The 19,921-nt window shown below is 71.4% G+C and carries 18 protein-coding genes and 2 pseudogenes; 10 read left to right on the top strand and 10 right to left on the bottom strand.

All coding sequences use genetic code 11. The features are described from left to right. The first annotated feature begins 19 nt into the window (after positions 1-19). The 3 genes from ACWCPI_RS31790 to ACWCPI_RS31780 all read left to right on the top strand — a co-directional run bounded on the left by ACWCPI_RS31790 (position 20) and on the right by ACWCPI_RS31780 (position 1,632). Positions 20-670, top strand: a complete 651-nt coding sequence (locus ACWCPI_RS31790) for a helix-turn-helix domain-containing protein (protein WP_451041400.1) — start codon at positions 20-22, stop codon at positions 668-670. A 39-nt stretch (positions 671-709) separates the two neighbouring features. Then, positions 710-1,234, top strand: a complete 525-nt coding sequence (locus ACWCPI_RS31785; RefSeq protein ID WP_388807287.1) for a toxin-antitoxin system, toxin component — start codon at positions 710-712, stop codon at positions 1,232-1,234. A 167-nt stretch (positions 1,235-1,401) separates the two neighbouring features. After that, positions 1,402-1,632, top strand: coding sequence for a hypothetical protein (locus ACWCPI_RS31780; protein ID WP_388806547.1), 231 nt, complete (start codon positions 1,402-1,404; stop codon positions 1,630-1,632). An 89-nt stretch (positions 1,633-1,721) separates the two neighbouring features. Here ACWCPI_RS31780 and ACWCPI_RS31775 read toward each other — a convergent pair whose 3' ends face one another. Together ACWCPI_RS31775 and ACWCPI_RS31770 are read right to left on the bottom strand one after the other, a co-directional pair. Further along, positions 1,722-2,402, bottom strand: coding sequence for a 4'-phosphopantetheinyl transferase family protein (locus ACWCPI_RS31775; RefSeq protein WP_451041399.1), 681 nt, complete (start codon positions 2,400-2,402; stop codon positions 1,722-1,724). Then, the gene (locus tag ACWCPI_RS31770) at positions 2,399-3,259 is read right to left on the bottom strand and encodes a metallophosphoesterase family protein (protein ID WP_451041398.1); all 861 of its coding nucleotides are present in this window, start codon (positions 3,257-3,259) and stop codon (positions 2,399-2,401) included. The genes ACWCPI_RS31775 and ACWCPI_RS31770 overlap by 4 nt, the downstream gene beginning before the upstream one ends. Before the next feature lie 311 nt (positions 3,260-3,570). Between ACWCPI_RS31770 and ACWCPI_RS31765 the strand changes: the two genes are divergently transcribed. Beyond that, positions 3,571-4,704 carry an ATP-grasp domain-containing protein gene (locus tag ACWCPI_RS31765; protein ID WP_451041397.1) on the top strand — a complete coding sequence of 378 codons (1,134 nt, stop codon included), beginning with the start codon at positions 3,571-3,573 and terminating at the stop codon, positions 4,702-4,704. Between the two features lie 237 nt (positions 4,705-4,941). On the opposite strand, the gene ACWCPI_RS31760 is transcribed toward ACWCPI_RS31765, so the two are convergent. The 3 genes from ACWCPI_RS31760 to ACWCPI_RS31750 form a co-directional block, all read right to left on the bottom strand. Continuing rightward, positions 4,942-7,995, bottom strand: coding sequence for an alpha-mannosidase (locus tag ACWCPI_RS31760; protein ID WP_451041396.1), 3,054 nt, complete (start codon positions 7,993-7,995; stop codon positions 4,942-4,944). Between the two features lie 94 nt (positions 7,996-8,089). Continuing rightward, entirely contained in the window at positions 8,090-9,430 is a 1,341-nt protein-coding gene (locus ACWCPI_RS31755; RefSeq protein WP_451041395.1) for a 6-phospho-beta-glucosidase, read from the bottom strand. Further along, positions 9,427-10,212: a DeoR/GlpR family DNA-binding transcription regulator gene (locus tag ACWCPI_RS31750; protein WP_451041394.1), complete on the bottom strand. Its 786-nt coding sequence runs from the start codon at positions 10,210-10,212 to the stop codon at positions 9,427-9,429. The genes ACWCPI_RS31755 and ACWCPI_RS31750 overlap by 4 nt, the downstream gene beginning before the upstream one ends. Before the next feature lie 142 nt (positions 10,213-10,354). On the opposite strand from ACWCPI_RS31750, the pseudogene ACWCPI_RS31745 reads away from it, so the two are divergent. The 3 genes and pseudogenes from ACWCPI_RS31745 to ACWCPI_RS31735 form a co-directional block, all read left to right on the top strand. Then, a pseudogene (locus ACWCPI_RS31745) lies at positions 10,355-11,178 on the top strand (PfkB family carbohydrate kinase); the annotation flags it as partial. Further along, a pseudogene (locus ACWCPI_RS31740) lies at positions 11,145-11,633 on the top strand (histidinol-phosphatase); the annotation flags it as partial. The pseudogenes ACWCPI_RS31745 and ACWCPI_RS31740, both read left to right, overlap by 34 nt. Before the next feature lie 29 nt (positions 11,634-11,662). After that, positions 11,663-12,481 carry a hypothetical protein gene (locus tag ACWCPI_RS31735; protein WP_451041393.1) on the top strand — a complete coding sequence of 273 codons (819 nt, stop codon included), beginning with the start codon at positions 11,663-11,665 and terminating at the stop codon, positions 12,479-12,481. A gap of 76 nt (positions 12,482-12,557) precedes the next feature. Here the strand turns inward: ACWCPI_RS31735 and ACWCPI_RS31730 are convergent, their stop codons facing one another. The 4 genes from ACWCPI_RS31730 to ACWCPI_RS31715 are packed head-to-tail and all read right to left on the bottom strand — an operon-like array spanning position 12,558 to position 16,330. Further along, positions 12,558-13,013: a MaoC family dehydratase gene (locus ACWCPI_RS31730; RefSeq protein WP_451041392.1), complete on the bottom strand. Its 456-nt coding sequence runs from the start codon at positions 13,011-13,013 to the stop codon at positions 12,558-12,560. 8 nt (positions 13,014-13,021) lie between these two features. After that, positions 13,022-14,527: an acyl-CoA synthetase gene (locus ACWCPI_RS31725; RefSeq protein ID WP_451041391.1), complete on the bottom strand. Its 1,506-nt coding sequence runs from the start codon at positions 14,525-14,527 to the stop codon at positions 13,022-13,024. A 1-nt stretch (position 14,528) separates the two neighbouring features. Further along, positions 14,529-15,413 carry an amidohydrolase family protein gene (locus ACWCPI_RS31720; protein WP_451041390.1) on the bottom strand — a complete coding sequence of 295 codons (885 nt, stop codon included), beginning with the start codon at positions 15,411-15,413 and terminating at the stop codon, positions 14,529-14,531. Further along, positions 15,413-16,330: an SDR family NAD(P)-dependent oxidoreductase gene (locus tag ACWCPI_RS31715; protein ID WP_451041389.1), complete on the bottom strand. Its 918-nt coding sequence runs from the start codon at positions 16,328-16,330 to the stop codon at positions 15,413-15,415. The genes ACWCPI_RS31720 and ACWCPI_RS31715 overlap by 1 nt, the downstream gene beginning before the upstream one ends. Positions 16,331-16,522: 192 nt before the next feature. Between ACWCPI_RS31715 and ACWCPI_RS31710 the strand changes: the two genes are divergently transcribed. Further along, on the top strand, positions 16,523-16,948 hold the full coding sequence (locus tag ACWCPI_RS31710) for a MarR family winged helix-turn-helix transcriptional regulator (protein WP_451041388.1): 426 nt from the start codon (positions 16,523-16,525) through the stop codon (positions 16,946-16,948). A 101-nt stretch (positions 16,949-17,049) separates the two neighbouring features. Next, the gene (locus ACWCPI_RS31705) at positions 17,050-17,874 is read left to right on the top strand and encodes an IclR family transcriptional regulator (RefSeq protein ID WP_451041387.1); all 825 of its coding nucleotides are present in this window, start codon (positions 17,050-17,052) and stop codon (positions 17,872-17,874) included. Between the two features lie 149 nt (positions 17,875-18,023). Here the strand turns inward: ACWCPI_RS31705 and ACWCPI_RS31700 are convergent, their stop codons facing one another. Beyond that, positions 18,024-18,314: a DUF1905 domain-containing protein gene (locus tag ACWCPI_RS31700; RefSeq protein ID WP_451041386.1), complete on the bottom strand. Its 291-nt coding sequence runs from the start codon at positions 18,312-18,314 to the stop codon at positions 18,024-18,026. A 208-nt stretch (positions 18,315-18,522) separates the two neighbouring features. On the opposite strand from ACWCPI_RS31700, the gene ACWCPI_RS31695 reads away from it, so the two are divergent. Continuing rightward, positions 18,523-19,920 carry a glycoside hydrolase family 16 protein gene (locus ACWCPI_RS31695; protein WP_451041385.1) on the top strand — a complete coding sequence of 466 codons (1,398 nt, stop codon included), beginning with the start codon at positions 18,523-18,525 and terminating at the stop codon, positions 19,918-19,920. Position 19,921 lies beyond the last annotated feature (1 nt).

The raw sequence follows: 19,921 nt of genomic DNA, 5'->3' as shown, positions 1-19,921 counted from the left end.
AGACGTAGGAGATCTGTCGGTGACGGATGGCTTCGAGGGTCCGGGCGCCACGCAGACGGCTGCGCTGCCGGCCGTCGTCGCCCGTGTCACCGCGCTCGCCGACCGGCTCGGCGTGCCGCACACTGAGGTCTTCGACACCGGCCGCCTGTCCGTGGCCTGCGGCGTCCCCGAGTCCGTGGTCAAAGCCCTGCTGAGCGGCCGTCCCGCCGGCGAGCCGGACGTGCAGGCCCGCTTCCTGCAGCGCCTGGACCTCCTGCGCCGCACGCGCCTCAAGCCGAACGGCCGCAGGTACACCCAGCAGGAGATCGCCGACGGCGCCGGCATGTCGCGCCAGCAGGCGGGCGCCCTGATCAACGGCGACCGGCGCCCCACCATGGAGCACTGCGACGCCATCCAGCGCTTCTTCCGCGTCCACGCGGGGTTCCTCACGGCCGAGGACCCCGAGGCACTCACGGGCGCCCTCCAGCACACCGAACAGGACCTGCTGCAAAAGCTCGCGGAGCGGGAGGCGGCGCAGGCGGCCGAGGACCCGCTGGAGAGACTTCTGCAGGATCACGGGGTGCGCGGAATCGCCTGGCGGGCCGCCCAACTGCCCACCGACCAGCACCGCGACAAGGTCGCCGAGTGGCTGGACATGCTCCTGGAAAGCGTCAAGCGGCCCGAGTCGTGAGCCGGGAGGAACGGGAGACACGTGGGCATCGGTAGGGAAATGCGCCGCCTGTGCGGCGAGTTGGTCGCGGAACTGAGCCTTCCCGCGCCCGCGGCGCCGGAGATGCTGTACGGCGCCCTGTGCGACGCGATGAGCAGACGCCGCGGCCGTCCCGTCCACTTCCGTACGGCCGCCTTCCCCGTCGGCACCGCCAGCGGGCTGTGGCTCGACATGGCCGACCAGGACCTCGTCGTGATCGAGGAACGCACCGCACCCGACCACCAGTTGGTGATCCTCGGCCACGAGCTGTGGCACATGAAGGCGGGGCACTGCACGCACAGCGTCGAGGGCGCCACCGTGGCGGCCCGCCTCCTGAGCGACGACGCCGACCTGCGCTCGACGGTCCTGAAGGTCGCCGCCCGCAGTCACTTCGACCAGGCCGAGGAGAAGGAGGCCGAGACCTTCGGCCTGCTGTTGGCCAGCAAGTGCCGGGCCTGGCTGGCGGTGTCGTCGGTACGAGGCCAGCGCGATCACCTGGCGGGGCGCATCGAGGCGTCTTTGGGCTACCTGGGACCCCAGGGCTGACCGAGGGCGCCGCGGCGGCGCGCACGCCGCCTCGGGGGCGTTTCACCTCCGCTGAGCGGGCGAACCCACACGTGGCCGAGCCCGATTGTCAGTGGTGGGCGGCAAGCTGGTGATGCGCCCTCATATGGGGCGTGATGCGATGACGCCGACTTGGGGAGAGCCGACCGATGCCCACCGCCGTACTGACCGACCGCGAGCGCACCGCCGTCCAGGCCTATCTGCGGCTGTTGCACACCGTACGGGCCGCGTTCGACGGTCCTCCCGGCTCCGGCCGACCACCGGTGGTGCCGCCCTCGGTCCTGGCCGAGGCGGAAGCGGCACTGCGGGAGGCAGGGCTGGCCGGCAACGAGGAGGAGTTCTTCCGGCTGCTGCGGAGCTGGTGCCCCGCGGAGCCCTGAGTGCCTGTCGTCCGGATCAGACCGGCCGGGACCAACGGTTCCACGCGGCCGGCCCGCGGCGCCCGCATGATCCGAACGACCGGCGGGGCTCAGGTGCGCGGCACGCTCACCGCGGTCGCCACCAGCCCCCGTCGGACCGCCCACCGGCCCTCGAAGTGGTCGAGCCGGCGGTCGCCCACGCGCGGGCCCGGCACGAGGAGCCGGGCCCGGAAGCCACCGCCGTGCCGCCCACCGGGGTCGGCGAAGACGTCGATGTCGGCCTCGGTGAAGTCCAGCCACTTCCCGGTGAGGGGGAACCACGCCTTGTAGACGGACTCCTTGGCGCTGAACAGCAGCCGGTCCCAGTGGACCGCGGGGTGGTCGCCCGCCAGGCGGCGCAGCCGGTCCATCTCGGCGGGCAGGGCGACGGCGGGCAGGACGCCCTCCGGGAGCGTGTCGTGGGGCTCGGCGTCGATACCGAGGGAGGCCAGGTCGGCGGTGCGGACCAGTGCGGCGGCGCCGTAGCCGTCGCAGTGGGTCATGCTGCCGGTCAGGCCGGCCGGCCAGCCGGGGGCACCTCGTTCGCCGGGCAGGATCGGCTGCGGTGGCACACCGAGCTTCTCCATGGCCCGGCGGGCACAGGAGCGTACGACGGTGAACTCGCGGCGGCGCTTGGCGACCGCCTTGGCCACGACCGCCTCCTCCTCGGGGTACAGCATCGCGTCCGGGAGTTCGTCGTCGCCGTACACCTCGACGGCGACCACCGTGTCGGGCAGCAGTTCCTCGATCACCGGGCCACGTCCTCCCAAGGCAGAATCCGGCGCAGCCGTCCCGGCGGTTCCGGTCGCTTGCGCCATTCGCGTGGATATCCCACCGACACCTCCTCGAAGCGGACGCCCTCGTGCCAGGTGGTCCGCGGGATGTGGAGGTGGCCGTAGACCATGGCCCGGACGCGGAACCTGCGGTGCCAGTCGGCCGTTCGCCGGGTGCCGCACCACATGGCGAACTCGGGGTACCACAGGACGTCGGTCGGGTGCCGGTCCAGCGGGTAGTGGTTGACGAGGACGGTGGGCAGGTCGTCGGGCAGTTCGGCCAGCCGGCGCTCGGTGCCGGCGACCCGGGCCTCGCACCACGCCTCGCGGGACGGGTACGGGTCGGGGTGCAGCAGGTACTCGTCGTTGCAGACGATCCCGGTCCCGTGGGCGTACCTCAGCCCCTCCTCCTTGGTCGCACAGCCGGAGGGCAGGAACGAGTAGTCGTACAGCAGGAACAGCGGCGCCACGGCCACCGGGCCGCCGGGGCCGTCCCAGATCGGGTAGGGGTCCTCGGGCGTGGTCACCCCGAGTTCCCGGCACAGGGCGACCAGGTGTTCGTAGCGCTCGACCCCGCGCAGGGTGACGGTGTCCTTCGGATGGGTCCACAGCTCGTGGTTGCCGGGTGCCCACAGGACCTTGCGGAAGCGGCCGGCGAGTGTCTCCAGGGCCCAGCGGACGTCGGCCACGGTTTCGGCCACGTCACCGGCGACCAGCAGCCAGTCGTCGTCCGAGTCGGGCCGCATCTTCTCGACGAGGGCGCGATTCTCCTCGTAGCCGATGTGCAGATCACTGACTGCCAGCAGTTGCCCGGCACCGCCGACCGTCGACGTCACTCCTGGCCCCTTTCCGATCATTCGAAGGACACCACAAGAACACAGGCCCCCACGCAGGTACAAGGCGGTATCGCGTCGGCGCACCGGCCGGTGGTGAGCATGGGCCGGGCGGGGCGCGCGGACCCGGGAGGATGATCGGAAAATCCGTAACCCGTACGTTGCACGCGGCACCGCTCGATAGCCGTATGATCGCCCCAACACCACCGCCATGAACGTCCCTTCGCACGGGGCGGTTTGGTGTCCCTCCAACCACCCTGCCCGGGCACGGGCCTGCTTCGCCCTGCCCGCGAACCCCGAAAGGACGGCCCTGCATGGTCTCTCGCGTACGCGTCTGGCTCAACCGCACGTACGCGGAGAACGTGTTCTTCATGGATCAGCTGCGGAGAAATCCCAGCGACCGGGCGGTCGAGATCCATGCGACGCACGGGGACGCCGACTCCCCCGTGCTGGCCGCCGCCGACACCGCCGAGCTGGAGCCGGAGGGCCTGTCCCCGGCCGCGTACGTCGAGTACGCGCTCGACCAGTGCCGGCGCCGCGGCATCGACGTCTTCGTACCCCGGTTGCACCAGTCGGCGATCGTGGCGCACCGCGCGGACTTCGCGGCGGCCGGTACGGCGCTGCTGGCGCCGCCGCCTGAAGCCGTGGCGGTCTTCCAGGACAAGGTGATCGCGTACGAGGCGGTACAGGCGATCGGGGTACCGGTGCCGCCGTGGTGGCGGGTGCGTACCGCCGATGAACTCGTCGCCGCCGTCGAGGAGTTGGAGTCGCGCGGGCACAGGGCCTGCTTCAAGCCGGCCTCCGGTGCGGGCGGCGTGGGCTTCCGGGTCATCACCCGCTCGCCGTTCTCTCTCATGCACCTCAGCGGGTTCCCGACGCCGTACGTGCAGCTGGGTCTGGTGCTGGAGGCGTTGCGGCAGGCCGATGAGCCGGTGGACTGGCTGGTCATGCCGCGGCTGGAGCAGCCGGAGGTGTCGGTGGACTGCCTCACCGGTCCCGACAACCGGGTGCGGCTGGCGATCGGCCGGGTCAAGAACGGGCGGCGGCGCGGGTTCACCCTGCAGGACCAGTGGCTGGAGCCGGCACGGCTGATCGCCGAGGGGTTCGGGCTGCACCACCTGTCCAACATCCAGTTCCGGATGTTCGGTGAGACGCCGGTGCTGATGGATGTCAACACACGTCCGGCCGGCGGGCTGCACCAGCTGTCGTTGTGCGGGGTCAACGTGCCATGGCTGGCTGTGCAGCTGGCGCTCGGGGAGGACCCCGGCGAGGTGGTTCCGCCGTTCCTGGGGCAGGACTACACGGTGGTGTCGGGACCGCGCCCGCTGCGACCGGTGTCTATTCCGCAGCAGCGGTCGGAGGTCGAGGGGCCGTTGCTGTCGGCGGTGCCCTCGCCGGCTCCGGTCGACCCGGTCGCGAGCGGGGCGGCACCGGCCCTGCCGCTCTAGGTCCGGGAGAACTTTTTCTCCGGAAGGTGTATCAGGACCCCGGCCGCGCGCTCATAAGGGTGAAAGGCAACGGGGGAACGACGGGGGAACGCACCACCCACGGGGGAACACGGGGGCTTCGGGTCGGCCGGCGCTGTCACGGGGGCGGCGGCCGGCCGACTCGAAGGAACCAGGTGAGCCGCGATCAGAAGCGGCCCGAACCCCGGTGGGTGAGCCGGGGTGGTACCGGCACCCGGATCAGCTCCCCGCACCGCGCCGCAGGCGGAGTGTGAGGACCTGGAAGGGGCGCAGGGCGACGGCGACCCCGCCCCCCGCGGTGATCTCCGCGTCCTCGAGCGGTCGCTCCAGCAGGTCGGTCACCTCGGCGCCCGCGAGCGGGAAACCCGTGCGCACGATGCCGGTGGCACGGCCGCCGCGGGACTCGTAGAGGCGTACGACGACGTCGCCGGAGCGGTCGTCGGCCAGCTTGACCGCCTCGACGGTCACACCCGCACCGTCCACCGAGACGACCGGCTCGGGCGCGCCCGCCGCGTCGGCCACCCGCAGGGGCAGGTTGAGGGCGTACCCCTCGGCGACGGCGTCCGCGATGCTCGCTCCCGGGAGCAGGGAGTAGGTGAAGCGGTGCCTGCCCTGGTCGGCCTCGGGATCGGGGACGCGCGGGGCGCGGACCAGGCTGAGGCTGACCCTGGTGGTCGTACCGCCGTCCTCGCGGACCGTGCGGGAGACGTCGTGGCCGTACGTGGAGTCGTTGAGGACCGCGACGCCGTAACCGGGTTCGCCGATGTGCAGCCAGCGGTGGCCGGAGACCTCGAACCGTGCCGCTTCCCAGCTGGTGTTGGTGTGGGTGGGGCGCTGGATGTGGCCGAACTGGATCTCGGCGGAGGAGTGCGGCGCCCGGATGTCCACCGGGAAGCCCGCCTTGAGGATCTTCTCGGCCTCGTGCCAGTCGATCTCGGTCTCGATGTCGATGCGCGCACTGCCCGCCCGGACCGTGATCGTCTGGGCGATCCGCGAGCCCTTGCCGAAGGCGCGCTCGACGCGGATCGCGCCCACCAGCGGGCTGTCCTCGACGACCGTGACGGACTCGGCGTCCAGCAGGTCCGTGTAGCGGTTCCTGTAGTGCTTGTCGATGTCCCAGGCGTCCCAGTAGTTGGGCAGGTCCGTGTGCAGGCGCAGCAGGTTGCCCTGGTCGGCGAGGACTTCGCGGTCCGCCCGGAGGTCGTACACGGACGACAGGGTGCCGTCCTCGGCCACGTCCACCCGGACCAGGCCGTTGTCGAGCACCCGGCCGGTGACCGTCACGGGCCGCGGGGGCGCGGCATCGCTCAGGGGCGCGCTGCCGCTCGCGGGCACCTCGACGTAGACCGGTGCGCCCTCGGTCGTGCGGACCACCTCGGCCCGGGGGTACGGACTGGTGTTGAACACCCGCGCCGAGCCGCGGCCCAGCGCCGCGACCGCCTCCGCCGTCAGCGCCTCCAGTTCCTCGGCGACCCGGGCGTACTCGGCCTCCGCTTCCCGGTGCACCCACGCGATCGAGGAGCCGGGCAGGATGTCGTGGAACTGGTGGAGCAGGACCGTCTTCCACAGCCGGTCCAGCTTCTCGTACGGGTAGGCGTAGCCCGGCGCGTGCAGCGCGGCCGTCGTCGCCCACAGCTCGGCCTCGCGGAGCCGGTGTTCGCTGCGCCGGTTGCCCTGCTTGGTGCGGGCCTGGGAGGTGTACGTGGCCCTGTGCAGTTCCAGGTACAGCTCGCCGACCCACACGGGGGCGTCGGGGTACTCCTCGCGGGCCTTGGCGAAGAACTCGTCGGGGTGTTCGACGACGACCTTCGGCGAGCCCTCCAGGTCCGCCAGCCGGCGTGCCCGCTCCATGATCTCGCGGGTGGGGCCGCCACCGCCGTCGCCCCAGCCGAAGGGGGCGAGGGAGCGGGTGCCGGCGCCCTTCTCGGAGTAGTTGCGGACCGCGCGGTCCATCTCCTCGCCGCTGAAGCGGGCGTTGTAGGTGTCGATGGGCGGGAAGTGGGTGAAGATGCGGGTGCCGTCGATGCCCTCCCACCAGAAGGTGTGGTGGGGGAACTTGTTGGTCTGGTTCCAGGAGATCTTCTGGGTCAGGAACCACTCGTTGCCGGCGAGCTTGGCGAGTTGCGGGTAGGCGGCGGTGTAGCCGAAGGAGTCCGGCAGCCACACGCCCTTGGTCTCGACGCCGAAGTGCTCGATGAAGAACCGCTTGCCGTGGATCAGCTGGCGGGCGATCGCCTCGCCGCCGGGCAGGTTGCCGTCGGCCTCGACCCACATGCCGCCGACCGGCGCCCACTGGCCCTTCTTGACCGACTCCTGGATCCTGGCCCACACCTGCGGGTGGTTGTCGCGCACCCACTCGTACTGCTGGGCCTGGGAGCAGGCGAAGATGAAGTCCTCGTACTCGTCGGCCAGGGACGTCACATTGGAGAAGGTGCGGGACGTCTTGCGCTTGGTCTCGCGGATGGGCCACAGCCAGGCGGAGTCGATGTGGGCGTGGCCGACGCCGGAGATCACATGGGCGCTGGCGTGGGCGGGCCGGGCCAGTGCCGGGGCGAGCACCGCACGGACGGCGGCGGCGCTGCCCGCGATGTCGTCGAGGTCCAGGGCGTCCATGGCCCGATCCAGGGTGTGCATGATCTCGTGGCGGCGCGGCTCGTGCTCGCCGAGGTGGATCATGAGGCCGCGCAGCACCTGGAGGTCCAGGTCGAGGTGCCAGACCTCCTCGTCGAGGACGGCGATGTCGGCGCGCTTGAAGGTGTAGAGCGGCTTGTCGCCGGCCGTGAGGACGTCGCCGAGCGGGGTGGGGGCCGCGAAGCCGTTCGCCAGGACGTCCGGGTTGGAGGCGGCTTCGACCAGGTACTCGACCGGTTCCCCGCCCGTGGCCGGGTTGGCGATCGGCACGTACTGGTTGAGCGGGTTGACGGCCTTCAGCGGTGTCCCGTCCAGCCGGTGCACCAGCGCCTCGGCCTGGTTGCCCGGCCAGTCACCGACGAAGCCGAGGTCGATGACGGCCTCGACACGCCGGCCCGCGAACTCGGCCGGCACCTCGCCGCGCATCCGGAACCAGGTGGTGCCCCAGGGCGGACCCCATGGGGTGTCCATGGTGAAGGGCTCGTAGGGCGCGGCGGCGGCCTGCGCGAAGGGGACCGGCTCGCCCGGCGCCTGCCAGGCCTCGACCTCGAAGGGGACGGTGGCCGCGTAGATCGCGGGCTTGATGCGCTGGGTGTGGAGGCGCTCGACGCGTTCCTCGATCCGGCGGCGTTCGTCGTGCATGAGGGTTCTCCAGAGAGCCAGGGAGGGGACGGAAGCTCGGGGGCCTGGTGAGCCGGGTCCGCAAAGCCGGGGGAAAGCGCTTACCGACCGGGCTTCACCTAAGGTACGCCAGGCCAGGGTGCACGGCGGTGTAGCCCTCCACCAGCCTGCGCGCCACGTTCACGGAGTCGACGAGCGGATGCAGCGCGAACGCCTTCACCGCCGTCGCCCGGGAGCCGGACTCCGCGGCGGCGAGCACCTCGCGCTCGACCGCCTTGACGGCGCAGACGAGCCCGGTGGCGTGGCCGGGCAGCGGGGCGACCTCGACCGGGTGGGCGCCGTTGGCGTCGACCAGGCACGGAACCTCGATGACCGCGTCGGTGTCGAGCACGGACAGGGTGGCCTGGTTGCGGACGTTGAGGATCAGGGTGGTGCGTTCGTCGCGGGCGATGGCCCGCATCAGGGCGAGCGCCACCTTCTCGTAGCCGCCCGACAGGTCGTCGGCGTCGCGCTCGCCGGCGCCGGCCGTCTCCCGGTTCTCGGACATGTAGGTGGCCTCGCGCTCGGCGCGGGTGCGGTCCCAGATCTCCAGGGCGGACGCGCCGGGGTCGCGCATCCGCTCGTAGAAGCCCGCCTGCTGCTCTCGCAGGAAGGCGCCGCGGGTCTTCTCGGCCTGCTGGTAGGCGCGGACGGCTTCCCGGTTGAAGTAGTAGTAGTGCAGGTATTCGTTGGGGATCGCGCCCAGGGAGCGGAGCCAGTCGACACCGAAGAGCTTGCCCTCCTCGAAGGAGCCGAGCAGGTCGGGGTCGGCGAGCAGGCGCGGGAGCTCGTCGCGGCCGGCGACGCGCAGGCCACACACCCAGCCGAGGTGGTTGAGGCCGACGTAGTCGATCCACGCCTCGCCGGGGTTCTTCACCCCGAGGACGCGGGCGATACGGCGGCCGAGGCCGACCGGCGAGTCGCAGATGCCGATGACGCGGTCGCCGAGGTGTCGGGACATGGCCTCGGTGACCAGGCCCGCCGGGTTGGTGAAGTTGATGACCCACGCCTTCGGTGCCAGGCGGGCCACCCGCCGGGCGATGTCGACGGCGACCGGTACGGTCCGCAGGCCGTAGGCGATGCCCCCCGCGCCGACCGTCTCCTGGCCCAGGACACCTTCGGCCAGGGCGACCCGCTCGTCGTCCGCCCTGCCCTGAAGTCCGCCGACGCGGATCGCCGAGAAGACGAAGTCGGCGCCGCGCAGCGCCTCGTCGAGGTCGGTGGTGGCGGTCACCCGGGGTGCGTCGGGTACGCCGGCCGACTGCTCGGCGAGCACACGGGTCACCGCGGAGAGCCTTTGCGCGTCCAGGTCGTGCAGCACGACGCGGGTGACCCGGCCCTCGGCGCGGTCACCGAGGAGCGCCCCGTACACGAGCGGCACGCGGAAGCCGCCTCCGCCCAGAATCGTCAGTTTCACCCTTGCACCTCTCCTGCCACGACCACCTCGACGCCCGCCTCCTCCAGGGAGGCCCGGGTCGCCGGGTCGACCGGCGCGTTCGTCACCACCACGTCCAGGTCCTGCGGACCGCACACCTTGGCCATGCCCGTTCCCGGGAACTTGGCCGCGTCCGCGAGCAGCACGACCTTGTCGCCGGCCTTGATCATGGCCCGTTTGACCGGCACCTCGACGACCGTGGTGTCCATCACCTGCCCACCGGGCCGCACTCCACTGGTGCCCAGGAACAGCCAGTCGGCATGCAGCTGGCGCAGGTTGTCCTCGGTGAGGAAGCCGACCAGGGAGCGGTACTCGCGGCGGACCATGCCGCCGAGCAGCACCAGTTCGATGCCCTCGTCGTCGGCGAGCTCCTCGTAGACCACCAGGTTGCTGGTGATCACGGTGAGGCGGCGACCGTGCAGCCGACGGGCCAGCCGGAAGGCGGTGGTGCCGATGTCGAGCAGCACCGACTGACCGTCCTCGATCATCGCGGCGGCCTGCGCGGCGATGGCGTCCTTCTCGGGCACCCGCACCTCGGCGACCTCGGCGAAGGGCTGGTCGCCCTCCTCCACGACCGCGCCGCCGTGCACGCGCGTCAGCAGGCCGTCCTCCTCCAGTTTGACCAGGTCGCGCCTGATCGTGGCCGGGCTCACCCCCAGCTGCCCGGACAGATCGGTCACGGCCGCGGGGCCGCCGGAGCGCAGGGCCCGCAGGATGAGTTGGTGTCGTCGTTCTGCCAGTACGACGTGAACGCTACTCGTCATCTTCAATCATCACCATGCTCATTTCTGCTCGAATATTGACCAATCTCCCGATCGGGCACACGATTCCGCTCACCGAATGTGAAGGGTTCCGACGATCTCCGATCTCCGGCGAGCGGGGGTCCCTTCCGAGAGGACGCGATCCGTGGACGACGACCGGCCCGATGTGCTGCTGACCGGGCTGCTCTTCCACGACCTCGTCCTCACGGGGCTCGCGAAGCCCCCGACTCCGGGCGAGGAGATCTGGACGGACGGCATGGGCTGCGGCCCGGGCGGTATCGCCAAACTGGCGGTGGCCGCCGACCGCTCCGGCCTCAGGACCTCGCCGGCGACGGTGTTCGGCGACGACCTGTACGGCGCGTACTGCCGGGAGGTCCTGAGCGACCAGGAGGGCATCGACCTGTCGCTCTCCCGCGCGGCGGACGGCTGGCCCACGCCGGTCACCGTCTCCCTCGCCCTCCCCCGGCTTCCCTCGACCGGGGGCCCGTCCACGACCGGGCCCTCGTCACCCACGGCCGCCAGCCCCCGTACTCGCAGGACGCGCTGACGGGGGACCCGCCCGAGGCGCGCACCGCCCTGGTGCACCTCCAGGCCGAGCCCCGCGAGTGGCTGACCAAGGCCGCCGCGAACGGCACCCGGATCTACGCCGACGTCGGCTGGGACCCCACCCAGCGGTGGTCCACCGGCCTGCTCGACCAGCTCTCCCTGTGCCACGCCTTCCTCCCCAACGAGACCGAGGCCATGGCCTACACCCGCACCGACAGCGCGGTCGCGGCCCTCGGCACGCTCAGCGAGCTGGTTCCGGTGGCCGTGGTGACGTGTGGCGGCGAGGGTGCCGTCGCCGTCGACCAGACGACCGGCGAGTACGCACAGGTGCCGGCCCTGGACATCGATGTCCTCGACGCGACGGGCGCGGGGGATGTGTTCGGGGCGAGCTTCGTGGCGGCCTCGCTGGGCGGCTGGCCGCTCGGGACCGCGACGTCGGCCGGGGTGTCACGCTGGGCGGCCGGCTGCGTGTGCGCAAGGGCGAGAGGCTCACGCTGTACGTGACGGTGACCACCGCCTCCCGTCCCAACCCGCGGGGGATCCTGCCTGAGTTGGCGCACGTGGACGTCGTGCGGGGTGCGGTGCGCGGTGCGGTGGCCGACCGGGACTCCTGGCGGGCGCCCGACACCAGGGTCGTGGCGACGAAGGACGTGAGCGGCCGCAAGGGGACGTACACGCTGTGCATCCCCCTGACCGCCGGGGACGAGTCCTTCTACGTCCGGCTGCGCGGCAGTGACGGCAACCGGCACGGCGTGGGCTGTCTGGGGGCCGCGATCGACCCGCACGGCCCGATCCCGCACCCGCCCGGAGACGGTGACCCGTGGGCCGATACGTGGTTCTATTCGAACCCCGTATTCGTCGACGTGGCAGGAGCCTGATGAGACGTCACTTCCTTACCCTCGGTTGCATGTTGACGGCGTTGACGCTCGGCGCGGGGACGGCGTCCGCCGCCGGTGACCCGCGCTGGGCGGAGACCGGCCGGGGGTACACGGACACACTGGGCGGCGGTCAGGGCCTGGCCAGTCGGGCGGACGGCTCACTGCTGTACCGCGGGCTCGCCTCCATCCCGCTGGACCTGCGGATCAAGGGCTGGAACCACGTGGGCGACCCGGACATCGCCCGGGGCCACACCTTCGACGCCTACCAGGGCCCGGACACCGCCACCTCGAAGATGTTCGCGGTGACGACACCGGCCGGGAAGCGCTACGAGTACGTCCACCCGCTCAACCCCGGTGAGAAGCTCAACAACTCCTTCGCCACCGTCTCGCCCGACGGACAGTGGCTGGTGGCGGGTGAGTGGGGGGAGCAGAAGAGGCTCCAGGTCTTCCCCGCTCCCCTGCTCAACCCGGCCACGCCGCCGACGGGCGGGGAGCTGAAGGAGGCCTGGCAGATCACCCTGGACAAGCCGGTGCGCGACATCCAGGGCTGCGACTTCGTGACGGAAACCCGGCTGCTGTGCGCCTCGAACGACGCCTCGGGGACGTTCTTCCCCGAGATCCGCCCGCTGCTCCAGGTGGACCTGCCGCGCAAGGTGGACGGTCAGCCGATCACCGGGGCGGTCAAGAGCCTGCTCGCGCTGCCGCAACGCAGCGTGTGCAAGGGCGCCTTCGAGACGGAGGGCGTCGACTACGACGTGACCGGCGGCACCTTGCGGGCGCAGATGATCCCGCCCGGGGTGTGCGCGGTGGCGACGGCCGTCTACTCGTACCGGCAGGTCACGGACTGAGTACGGGGATGGACGTCCTCGGCCGGCGTGCCGGGAACCCGCCCGGCGCGCCCGGCGGCCGTGGAACGGTGACGGCTCAGGAACAGAACCGCGACAGACTCTGCAGCACCGCCGCCGGCTTGGTCCCGCCCTCGATCTCCATCGTGCCGTCGACGGTGATCTGCACCCCGCCCGCCACCTCCTCGACCTCCGCCAGCCGGGCGACCAGCCGGATGCGCGAGCCGACCACGACCGGGGCGGGGAAACGCACCTTGTTCAGACCGTAGTTGACCTTCGTCGTCACTCCCCGGACGTCCAACAGCTCGCTGAACAAAGGGATGAAGAGGGAGAGCGTCAGATACCCGTGGGCGATGGGGGCGCCGAAGGGGCCCTCGGCCGCCTTCCGCGGGTCCACATGGATCCACTGGTGGTCACCCGTGGCGTCGGCGAAGGTGTTGACGCGTTCCTGCGTGACCTCGATCCACTCACTGGTGCCGAGGTCGCTGCCCGCGAGCTTCTTCAGCTCGTCGAGGCCGTTCACGGTGATGCTCATGCGGTTCCTTACCTGTTGCCGTACTGGTTGCGGACACGGGACTTGAGGAGCTTTCCGGAGGCGGTGCGCGGCAGTTCGTCCGCGAGGACCACCGATTTCGGGATCTTGTACCTGGCGAGGCGGCCGGCGAGAAAGGCAAGGATCTCCTCGGGGTCCGGTGCGGTGCCCGCGCGCGGCACCACGACCGCGCGCGGCACCTCGCCCCACTTGTCGTCCGGCACCCCGATGACCGCGCATTCGACGATGTCGGGGTGGGCGAGGAGGAGGTCCTCGATCTCGGCGGGGTAGATGTTCTCGCCGCCCGAGATGATCATGTCCTTGATGCGGTCGACGATGAAGACATAGCCGTCCTCGTCGACGCGGGCCGCGTCCCCGCTGCGGAACCAGCCGTCCGCGAAGGAGGCGGCCGTCTCCTCGGGCAGCCCCCAGTAACCGGGCATGACGTGCGGGCCGCGCACCACGACCTCGCCGGTCTCACCGACGTCGACCGCAGCCATGTCGGGCCGGACGACCCGTACGTCGCTGAAGAAGTGCGGTACACCCGCCGAGCCGGCCTTGCTCACCGCGTGCTCGGCGTCCAGGAACAGGGTCCCGGGCGCGGCCTCCGTCATGCCGTAGCCCTGCAGGAAGGTCAGACCGCGTTCCTGGTACGCGGCGATCAGCGGGGTCGGGACCGGGGAGCCGCCGCAGGTCAGGATGCGCAGCGAGGACAGGTCCGCCGTGGGCCAACGGGGGTGCCGGGCCAGCTGGTCGAACATGGTCGGCACGCCGAACATGAAGGTGATCCGGTGACGCTCGATCAGGTCGAAGGTGGCGTCGGGGTCGAACGCCTCGGCCAGGACGCAGGTGCCGCCCTTGAGGAGGACGGGGAGGGTCAGCATGTTCAGACCCGCCGTGTGGAACAACGGGGCCGAGACGAGGGCGCGTTCGTCAGCGATCAGGTCGGTGTCGACGAGGACGTTGATCGCGTTCCAGGTGATGTTGCCGTGGGTGAGCATCGCGCCCTTGGGGCGGCCCGTCGTCCCGGAGGTGTACATGATCAGGCAGGTGTCGTCGGGGGCGACCGGCTCGTCGATCGGCTCCTCGGCTGCCGAGGCGAGCGCGTCCTCGTACTCGGTGCCCACCTCGACGTAGGTACGGACGTCCGTGCCGCCCGGCAGCCCGGCGACGAGTCCGGCGTGCGAGGGGCCGTAGACGAGGGCCTTGGCCCCGGAGTCGGACAGCTGGTAGGCGATCTCGGGTCCGGCCAGGCGGGTGTTGAGGGGGACGAAGACCGCGCCGAGGGTGCCGGCCGCGAAGAGTGTCTCCAGATAGGAGGGGTGGTTCGGGCCGAGGTGGGCGATGCGGTCGCCGCGGCGGACGCCCCGGTCGCGCAGGGCGTGGGCGAGCCGGGTCGTGCGGTGGTGCAGGTCCGCGTAGGTGTGGGAGGTGCCGCCGCCGTGGATCAGGGCGGTGCGGTGCGGGGTCTTGCGTGCCCGGCGTGCGGGCCAGGACCCCAGTCCCTCGTTGCGCATGTCACGCCCCTTGCGGTTTCGTCAGCCCGAGCAGGCGGGCGGCGTTCTCCTTGAGGATCTTCGGCCGGACCTCGTCCTTGACCGGCAGCTTCGCGAAGTCGGCGAGCCAGCGGTCGGGGGTGAGCACGGGGAAGTCGGAGCCGAAGAGGACCTTGTCCTTGAGCAGGGTGTTGGCGTACTGCACGAGCTGCGGCGGGAAGTACTTCGGCGACCAGCCGGACAGGTCGATGTGCACGCCCGGCTTGTGCGTGGCGACGGCGAGGGCCTCGTCCTGCCAGGGGAAGGACGGGTGCGCCAGGATGATCTTCAGATCGGGGAAGTCGGCCGCCACGTCGTCGACGTGGAGGGGGTTGGAGTACTTCAGCCTGATCCCTCCCCCGCCGGGCACTCCGGCGCCGATGCCCGTCTGGCCGGTATGGAAGAGGGCGATCGTGCCGGTCTCCTCGATCACCTCGTAGAGGTCGTACGCCACCGAGCGGTCGTCGGGGAAGAAGCCCTGGATGCTGGGGTGGAACTTGAAGCCCTTCACCCCGTACTCCTCGACCAGGCGGCGGGCCTGCCGCACGCCCGCCCTGCCGCGGAAGGGGTCGATGGAGGCGAAGGGGATGAGCACGTCCGAGTTGGCGGCGGCCGCTTCCGCGACCTCCTCGTTGGGGACGGGCGCGGTGCCGGTCGCGGACTCGGCGTCCACCGTGAAGATCACGGCCGCCATCTTCCGCTCGCGGTAGTACGCGGCGGTCTCCTCCAGGGTCGGCTTCCGCTTGCCCTCGACCTTGAAGTAGGCGGAGGAGGCGTCGTGCAGGTCGTCGTCCAGGGAGGAGTGCCCCTTGGAGGAGACCTCCGCGTGGGTGTGGACGTCGATGGCGACCAGCTCGTCCAGGTCCATCACGCCTCCGGGAGCTTGGGCGCGGGGATGCCGACCGACTGCAGCCGCGCGCCGACCGAGGTGGGCCAGACGTCGGCCAGGGTGTCGGGGGTCCAGCCGCCGTCGGCGAAGGCCGCCGCGATCTCCTGCGGATGCGACCAGAGTGCCACCTTGTCGCCGCCGATGCCGATGCACTGGCCGCTCACCCCGCGGGCGGCCTCGGAGGCGAGGAAGGGCACGAGGGCCGCGCAGTCCTCGGGGGTGCCGAAGCCCTCGCCCTTGCGGAGGAAGTCGGGCAGCGGTTCGCCGTCGCGCATCGCCTCGATGTACGGGGCGAAGGCGGGGAGGGTCTCGGTCATCGCGGTCGCGGCGACCGGAACGATCGCGTTGACGGTGATGTTCGCGCGGCCCAGCTCCATCGACCAGGTACGGGCCATGGCGGCGATGCCTGCCTTGGCGGCGGCGTAGTTCGTCTGGCCGAAGTTGCCGCGCTGTCCGGCCGGCGATCCGACGAGGATCAGGCTGCCGCCCTCGCCCTGCTCGCGCATGCGGACGGCGGCGGCGCGGGCGCAGGTGAAGGTGCCCTTGAGGTGGGTGGTGACCACCGCGTCGAAGTCGTCGTCGGTCATCTTCCACAGGACCTTGTCGCGCAGGATGCCCGCGTTGGTCACCAGGACGTCCAGCCGCCCGAACTCCTCGACCGCGCGGTTCACCAGCCGCTCGGCGGCCTCGCTCGTGCCGACCGGGACGACCTCGGCCACGGCCCTGCCGCCCGCCTCGGTGATGGACTTCACGGCTGCCTCGGCCACGGCCTCGTCGATGTCGTTGACGACCACAAAGGCGCCGTGTGCGGCCAGGGCGTGCGCGTAGGCGAGGCCGAGGCCCCGGCCGCTGCCGGTGACGACGGCTGCCTTGCCGGTGAGATCGATGCTGGACACGGGCGGATCCCTTCACATGGGGCGACGACTTCGAGATTGAAGCTAAGAGCAATAATTGTTGACGTCAATAGTTGTGGTGAACCGACGGGTGCGACATGCTGGAATCTCCCGGGACACATCGAGCACAGGGAGCCCGCCATCAGCCGCCAGCAGGTCAGGAACCAGAACCACATCGACGCGGACGAGCCGTGGATGCGAGGGCTGCACGCGGACACCGGCTATCTGCTGTACCGCCTGGGACTGCGCTCGGGTCAGCTGTTCAACACCTTCCTGCAGGAGTCGGGGGTGCGCCTGCGCCACTACGCGGTGCTGCGCTTCCTCGCCACCTGCGAGGGGGCGCTCCAGCGCGAGTTGAGCGCCCGGCTCGGCTACGACCCCAGCGCGATCGTCGGCCTGGTCGACGACCTGGAGAAGCTGGGCTTCGCCGAACGCCGGCCCTCCCCGGACGACCGTCGCAGCCGGATCGTGGTCCTCACCGCCGAGGGCCGCGCCTTCCTGCGGGACACCGACGAGGCGGGGCAGCGGGTGACGAACGACCTCCTGGGGCCGCTGGACGCCGCCGAACGGGAGACCCTGCACGGCCTGCTCCGGCGGATCGCCGAGGACGGCACGCACTGACGGCACGGCGCCTGCCCGCCCCGCCGGCCCGCCACCCGCTCCCGCCCCTACGCCCTCGCCCACCCGGCGGCCGTCCGCACACCCTCGGGAGACGCCCGGCCATGACGCCCCTCCCCCACTCCCGGCTCCGCTCGCGCGGGGGCACCCCCACCGCGCCCGACCGGCTGCTGTCCGTGCTCGCGGCCTTCGACCTGGAGCATCCGGCGCTGAGCCTGACGGACATCAGCCGACGGGCCGGACTGACCCTGACCACCGCCCACCGCCTGGTGGCCGCCCTCACCGAATGGGGCGCCCTGGAGCGGGACGCGTCCGGCCTCTACCACGTGGGGCTCCGGCTGTGGGAGGTCGCGACGCTGGCCCCGCGCGGGCTGGGGCTGCGGCAGGTCGCGCTGCCGTACCTGGAGGACCTGTACGAAGCGACCCACGAGAACGTGCAGCTGGCCGTGCGGGACGGTGCCGAGGTGGTCTACATCGAGTGGCTGTCAGGACGTTCGGCGGTCGGCGTGCACATCAGGGTCGGGGCGCGCTGGCCGCTGCACGCCACCGGGGTGGGCCTCGCGCTGCTCGCGCACAGCGCCCCGGAGTTCCAACAGGAGTACTGCGCCGGGCCCCTCGCCTCCTTCACGCCGTACACCGTCACCGAACCGGACCGGCTGCGCCGGATGCTGGCCGACGTACGGCGTACCGGCGTGGCGGTGAGCAGCCGTCAGGTCACCGATGACGCCCTGTCGGTGGCCGCGCCCGTGTGCGGCCCGGACGGGTCGGTTCTCGCCGCGGTGTCGGTCGTCGTACCGCAGGCCGACGGGCAGGTGCCGGTCCTCGTGCCGGCGGTGCGGCTCGCGGCACGGGGAATCTCGCGGCAACTGGGGTGGCAGCCGGGGAAGCTGCCGCCCGCCTCGTCAGGGCCGCCCGCGCCTCCCGCGTGAAGGCCGTCCCGTGGACGATCTCCCGCGCGTGCGGCACCCTCCGTGCGGCTCGGGGCTCGTCCGCCCGCGCGAGGGCTGCCCCCCCACCCCGCGGCGACAGCCCTCCCTGGTACCCCCGCACCAGCGGGCCACGCCCCGCGTCGCGCACCTCACTGAAGGCGGACGGTCATGCCCACCGGCACCTCGTCACCCACCGCAAGCCCCGCCGCTCCCCGTACCGCCTTCTTCAGCGGCAGCAGGTAGCCGCCGTCCTTCGGGAACAGCGACGTCTCGAAGGCGACCTCGCCGATCCGGGCCCCGACGGGGATCACGCCCCAGCCGTAGGTGGCCATCGCGGCGACCTCGCGGATGTCGGCGGACTCCTCGTCCGGTACGGCGACGAAGTAGTACGGCGCCGGCCCACGCCATTCGATCACCCGGCCGGTGAAGGCGAGTTCCATACGGTGGGTGCCTCTTCTCTCCGCCGGGCGACTCGCTCCGGCACATTCACGCATTCATAGGGTGAACTTCCGCGCGTCGCAAGGGTTTTCTCTGCTTCACCTCTTGACGGCCGTCAGGACCGGGAGCACATTGGCCACACTTTGAGAGCGCTCTCAAAGGCACTCGCGCCCTCAACTCCCCACTCCGTACACCGAGAGGCAGCACCCCATGAGCGAACCCTCCGGCATGCACCGCAGACGACGCCCCGTCAGGCGCGCGCTCGTCGCCGTGCTCGGTACGCTGGGCCTTGCGGCATCCGCCGCCCTCGTCGCCGTCCCGTCCGCGAACGCCTCCGCGCCGGCGCCCCCGTCGGGCTGGACGCAGGTCTTCCTCGACGACTTCAACGGTGCCGCGGGCACCGGTGTGAACACCTCCCACTGGCAGTACGCGACCGGCAAGGGCTACCCCGGTGGTCCCGCCAACTGGGGCACCGGCGAGATCGAGACGATGACGAACAGCACCGACAACGTCGCGCTCGACGGCAACGGCAACCTGCGCATCACCCCCCGCCGGGACGCCTCCGGCAACTGGACCTCCGGGCGCATCGAGACCAACCGCACCGATTTCCAGCCCCCGGCGGGCGGCAAGCTCCGTGTGGAGGCGCGCATCCAGGTGCCGAACGTCACCGGAGCCGCCGCGAAGGGCTACTGGCCGGCGTTCTGGATGCTGGGCGCCCCCTACCGCGGCAACTACTGGAACTGGCCCAGCGTCGGCGAGCTGGACATCATGGAGAACACGCAGGGCATGAACACGGTGTTCGCCACGATGCACTGCGGCACCTCACCGGGCGGCCCCTGCAACGAGACCAGCGGCATCGGCGGCAACACCACCTGCTCCGGCACGACCTGCCAGGCGGGCTTCCACACCTACCGCATGGAGTGGGACCGCTCGACGAGCCCCGAGGAGATCCGCTTCTACCTCGACGGGAACAACTTCCATACCGTGCGCGCCAACCAGGTCGACGCGACGACCTGGGCGAACGCGACGAACCACGGTTTCTTCATCATCCTCAACGTGGCCATGGGCGGCGGCTTCCCGGACGCCTTCGGCGGCGGCCCGGACGGCGGAACCCAGCCCGGCCACGCCATGGTCGTCGACTACGTCCAGGTGCTGTCGGCCGGCGGGGGCGGCACCACTCCCCCGCCGACGGGCAACCGTGACGCCTACAGCGCCATCCAGGCCGAGTCGTACGACGCCCAGGGCGGCGTCGGCACCGAGACCACCTCCGACTCGGGCGGCGGGCAGAACATCAGCTCCCTCGCGAACGGGGACTGGGCGCTGTACAAGGGCGTCAACTTCGGTTCCGGCGCGGCCACTCAGTTCGTGGCCCGGGTGGCGAGCGGTGCGGCGAGCGGCGTCAGCGGGCTGGTCGAGGTGCGGCTGGACAGCCGCGGCAACGCGCCGATCGGCAGTTTCGCGGTGGGCGACACGGGCGGCTGGCAGTCGTGGCGGACCATCCCCGCGAACATCAGCGGGGTGACCGGCACGCACGACGTCTACCTCACCTTCACCAGCGGTCAGCCATCGGACTTCGTGAACGTGAACTGGTTCAACTTCGGGCGCTGAC

This window comes from Streptomyces sp. NPDC001920, from assembly GCF_053594495.1.
Note: the sequence above shows the minus strand (reverse complement) of the source record. Positions and strands in the feature narration are given on the sequence as shown.

What these genes read in the sequence shown, in the direction of transcription:
- ACWCPI_RS31710 (WP_451041388.1), top strand. Translation starts at nt 16,523, where the DNA reads ATGCGAGGGCTGCACGCGGACACCGGCTATCTGCTGTACCGCCTGGGA.
- ACWCPI_RS31730 (WP_451041392.1), bottom strand. Translation starts at nt 13,013, where the DNA reads ATGAGCATCACCGTGAACGGCCTCGACGAGCTGAAGAAGCTCGCGGGC.
- ACWCPI_RS31705 (WP_451041387.1), top strand. Translation starts at nt 17,050, where the DNA reads ATGACGCCCCTCCCCCACTCCCGGCTCCGCTCGCGCGGGGGCACCCCC.
- ACWCPI_RS31785 (WP_388807287.1), top strand. Translation starts at nt 710, where the DNA reads ATGCGCCGCCTGTGCGGCGAGTTGGTCGCGGAACTGAGCCTTCCCGCG.
- ACWCPI_RS31750 (WP_451041394.1), bottom strand. Translation starts at nt 10,212, where the DNA reads ATGACGAGTAGCGTTCACGTCGTACTGGCAGAACGACGACACCAACTC.
- ACWCPI_RS31700 (WP_451041386.1), bottom strand. Translation starts at nt 18,314, where the DNA reads ATGGAACTCGCCTTCACCGGCCGGGTGATCGAATGGCGTGGGCCGGCG.
- ACWCPI_RS31760 (WP_451041396.1), bottom strand. Translation starts at nt 7,995, where the DNA reads ATGCACGACGAACGCCGCCGGATCGAGGAACGCGTCGAGCGCCTCCAC.
- ACWCPI_RS31735 (WP_451041393.1), top strand. Translation starts at nt 11,663, where the DNA reads ATGTTGACGGCGTTGACGCTCGGCGCGGGGACGGCGTCCGCCGCCGGT.
- ACWCPI_RS31720 (WP_451041390.1), bottom strand. Translation starts at nt 15,413, where the DNA reads ATGGACCTGGACGAGCTGGTCGCCATCGACGTCCACACCCACGCGGAG.
- ACWCPI_RS31780 (WP_388806547.1), top strand. Translation starts at nt 1,402, where the DNA reads ATGCCCACCGCCGTACTGACCGACCGCGAGCGCACCGCCGTCCAGGCC.
- ACWCPI_RS31725 (WP_451041391.1), bottom strand. Translation starts at nt 14,527, where the DNA reads ATGCGCAACGAGGGACTGGGGTCCTGGCCCGCACGCCGGGCACGCAAG.
- ACWCPI_RS31765 (WP_451041397.1), top strand. Translation starts at nt 3,571, where the DNA reads ATGGTCTCTCGCGTACGCGTCTGGCTCAACCGCACGTACGCGGAGAAC.
- ACWCPI_RS31695 (WP_451041385.1), top strand. Translation starts at nt 18,523, where the DNA reads ATGAGCGAACCCTCCGGCATGCACCGCAGACGACGCCCCGTCAGGCGC.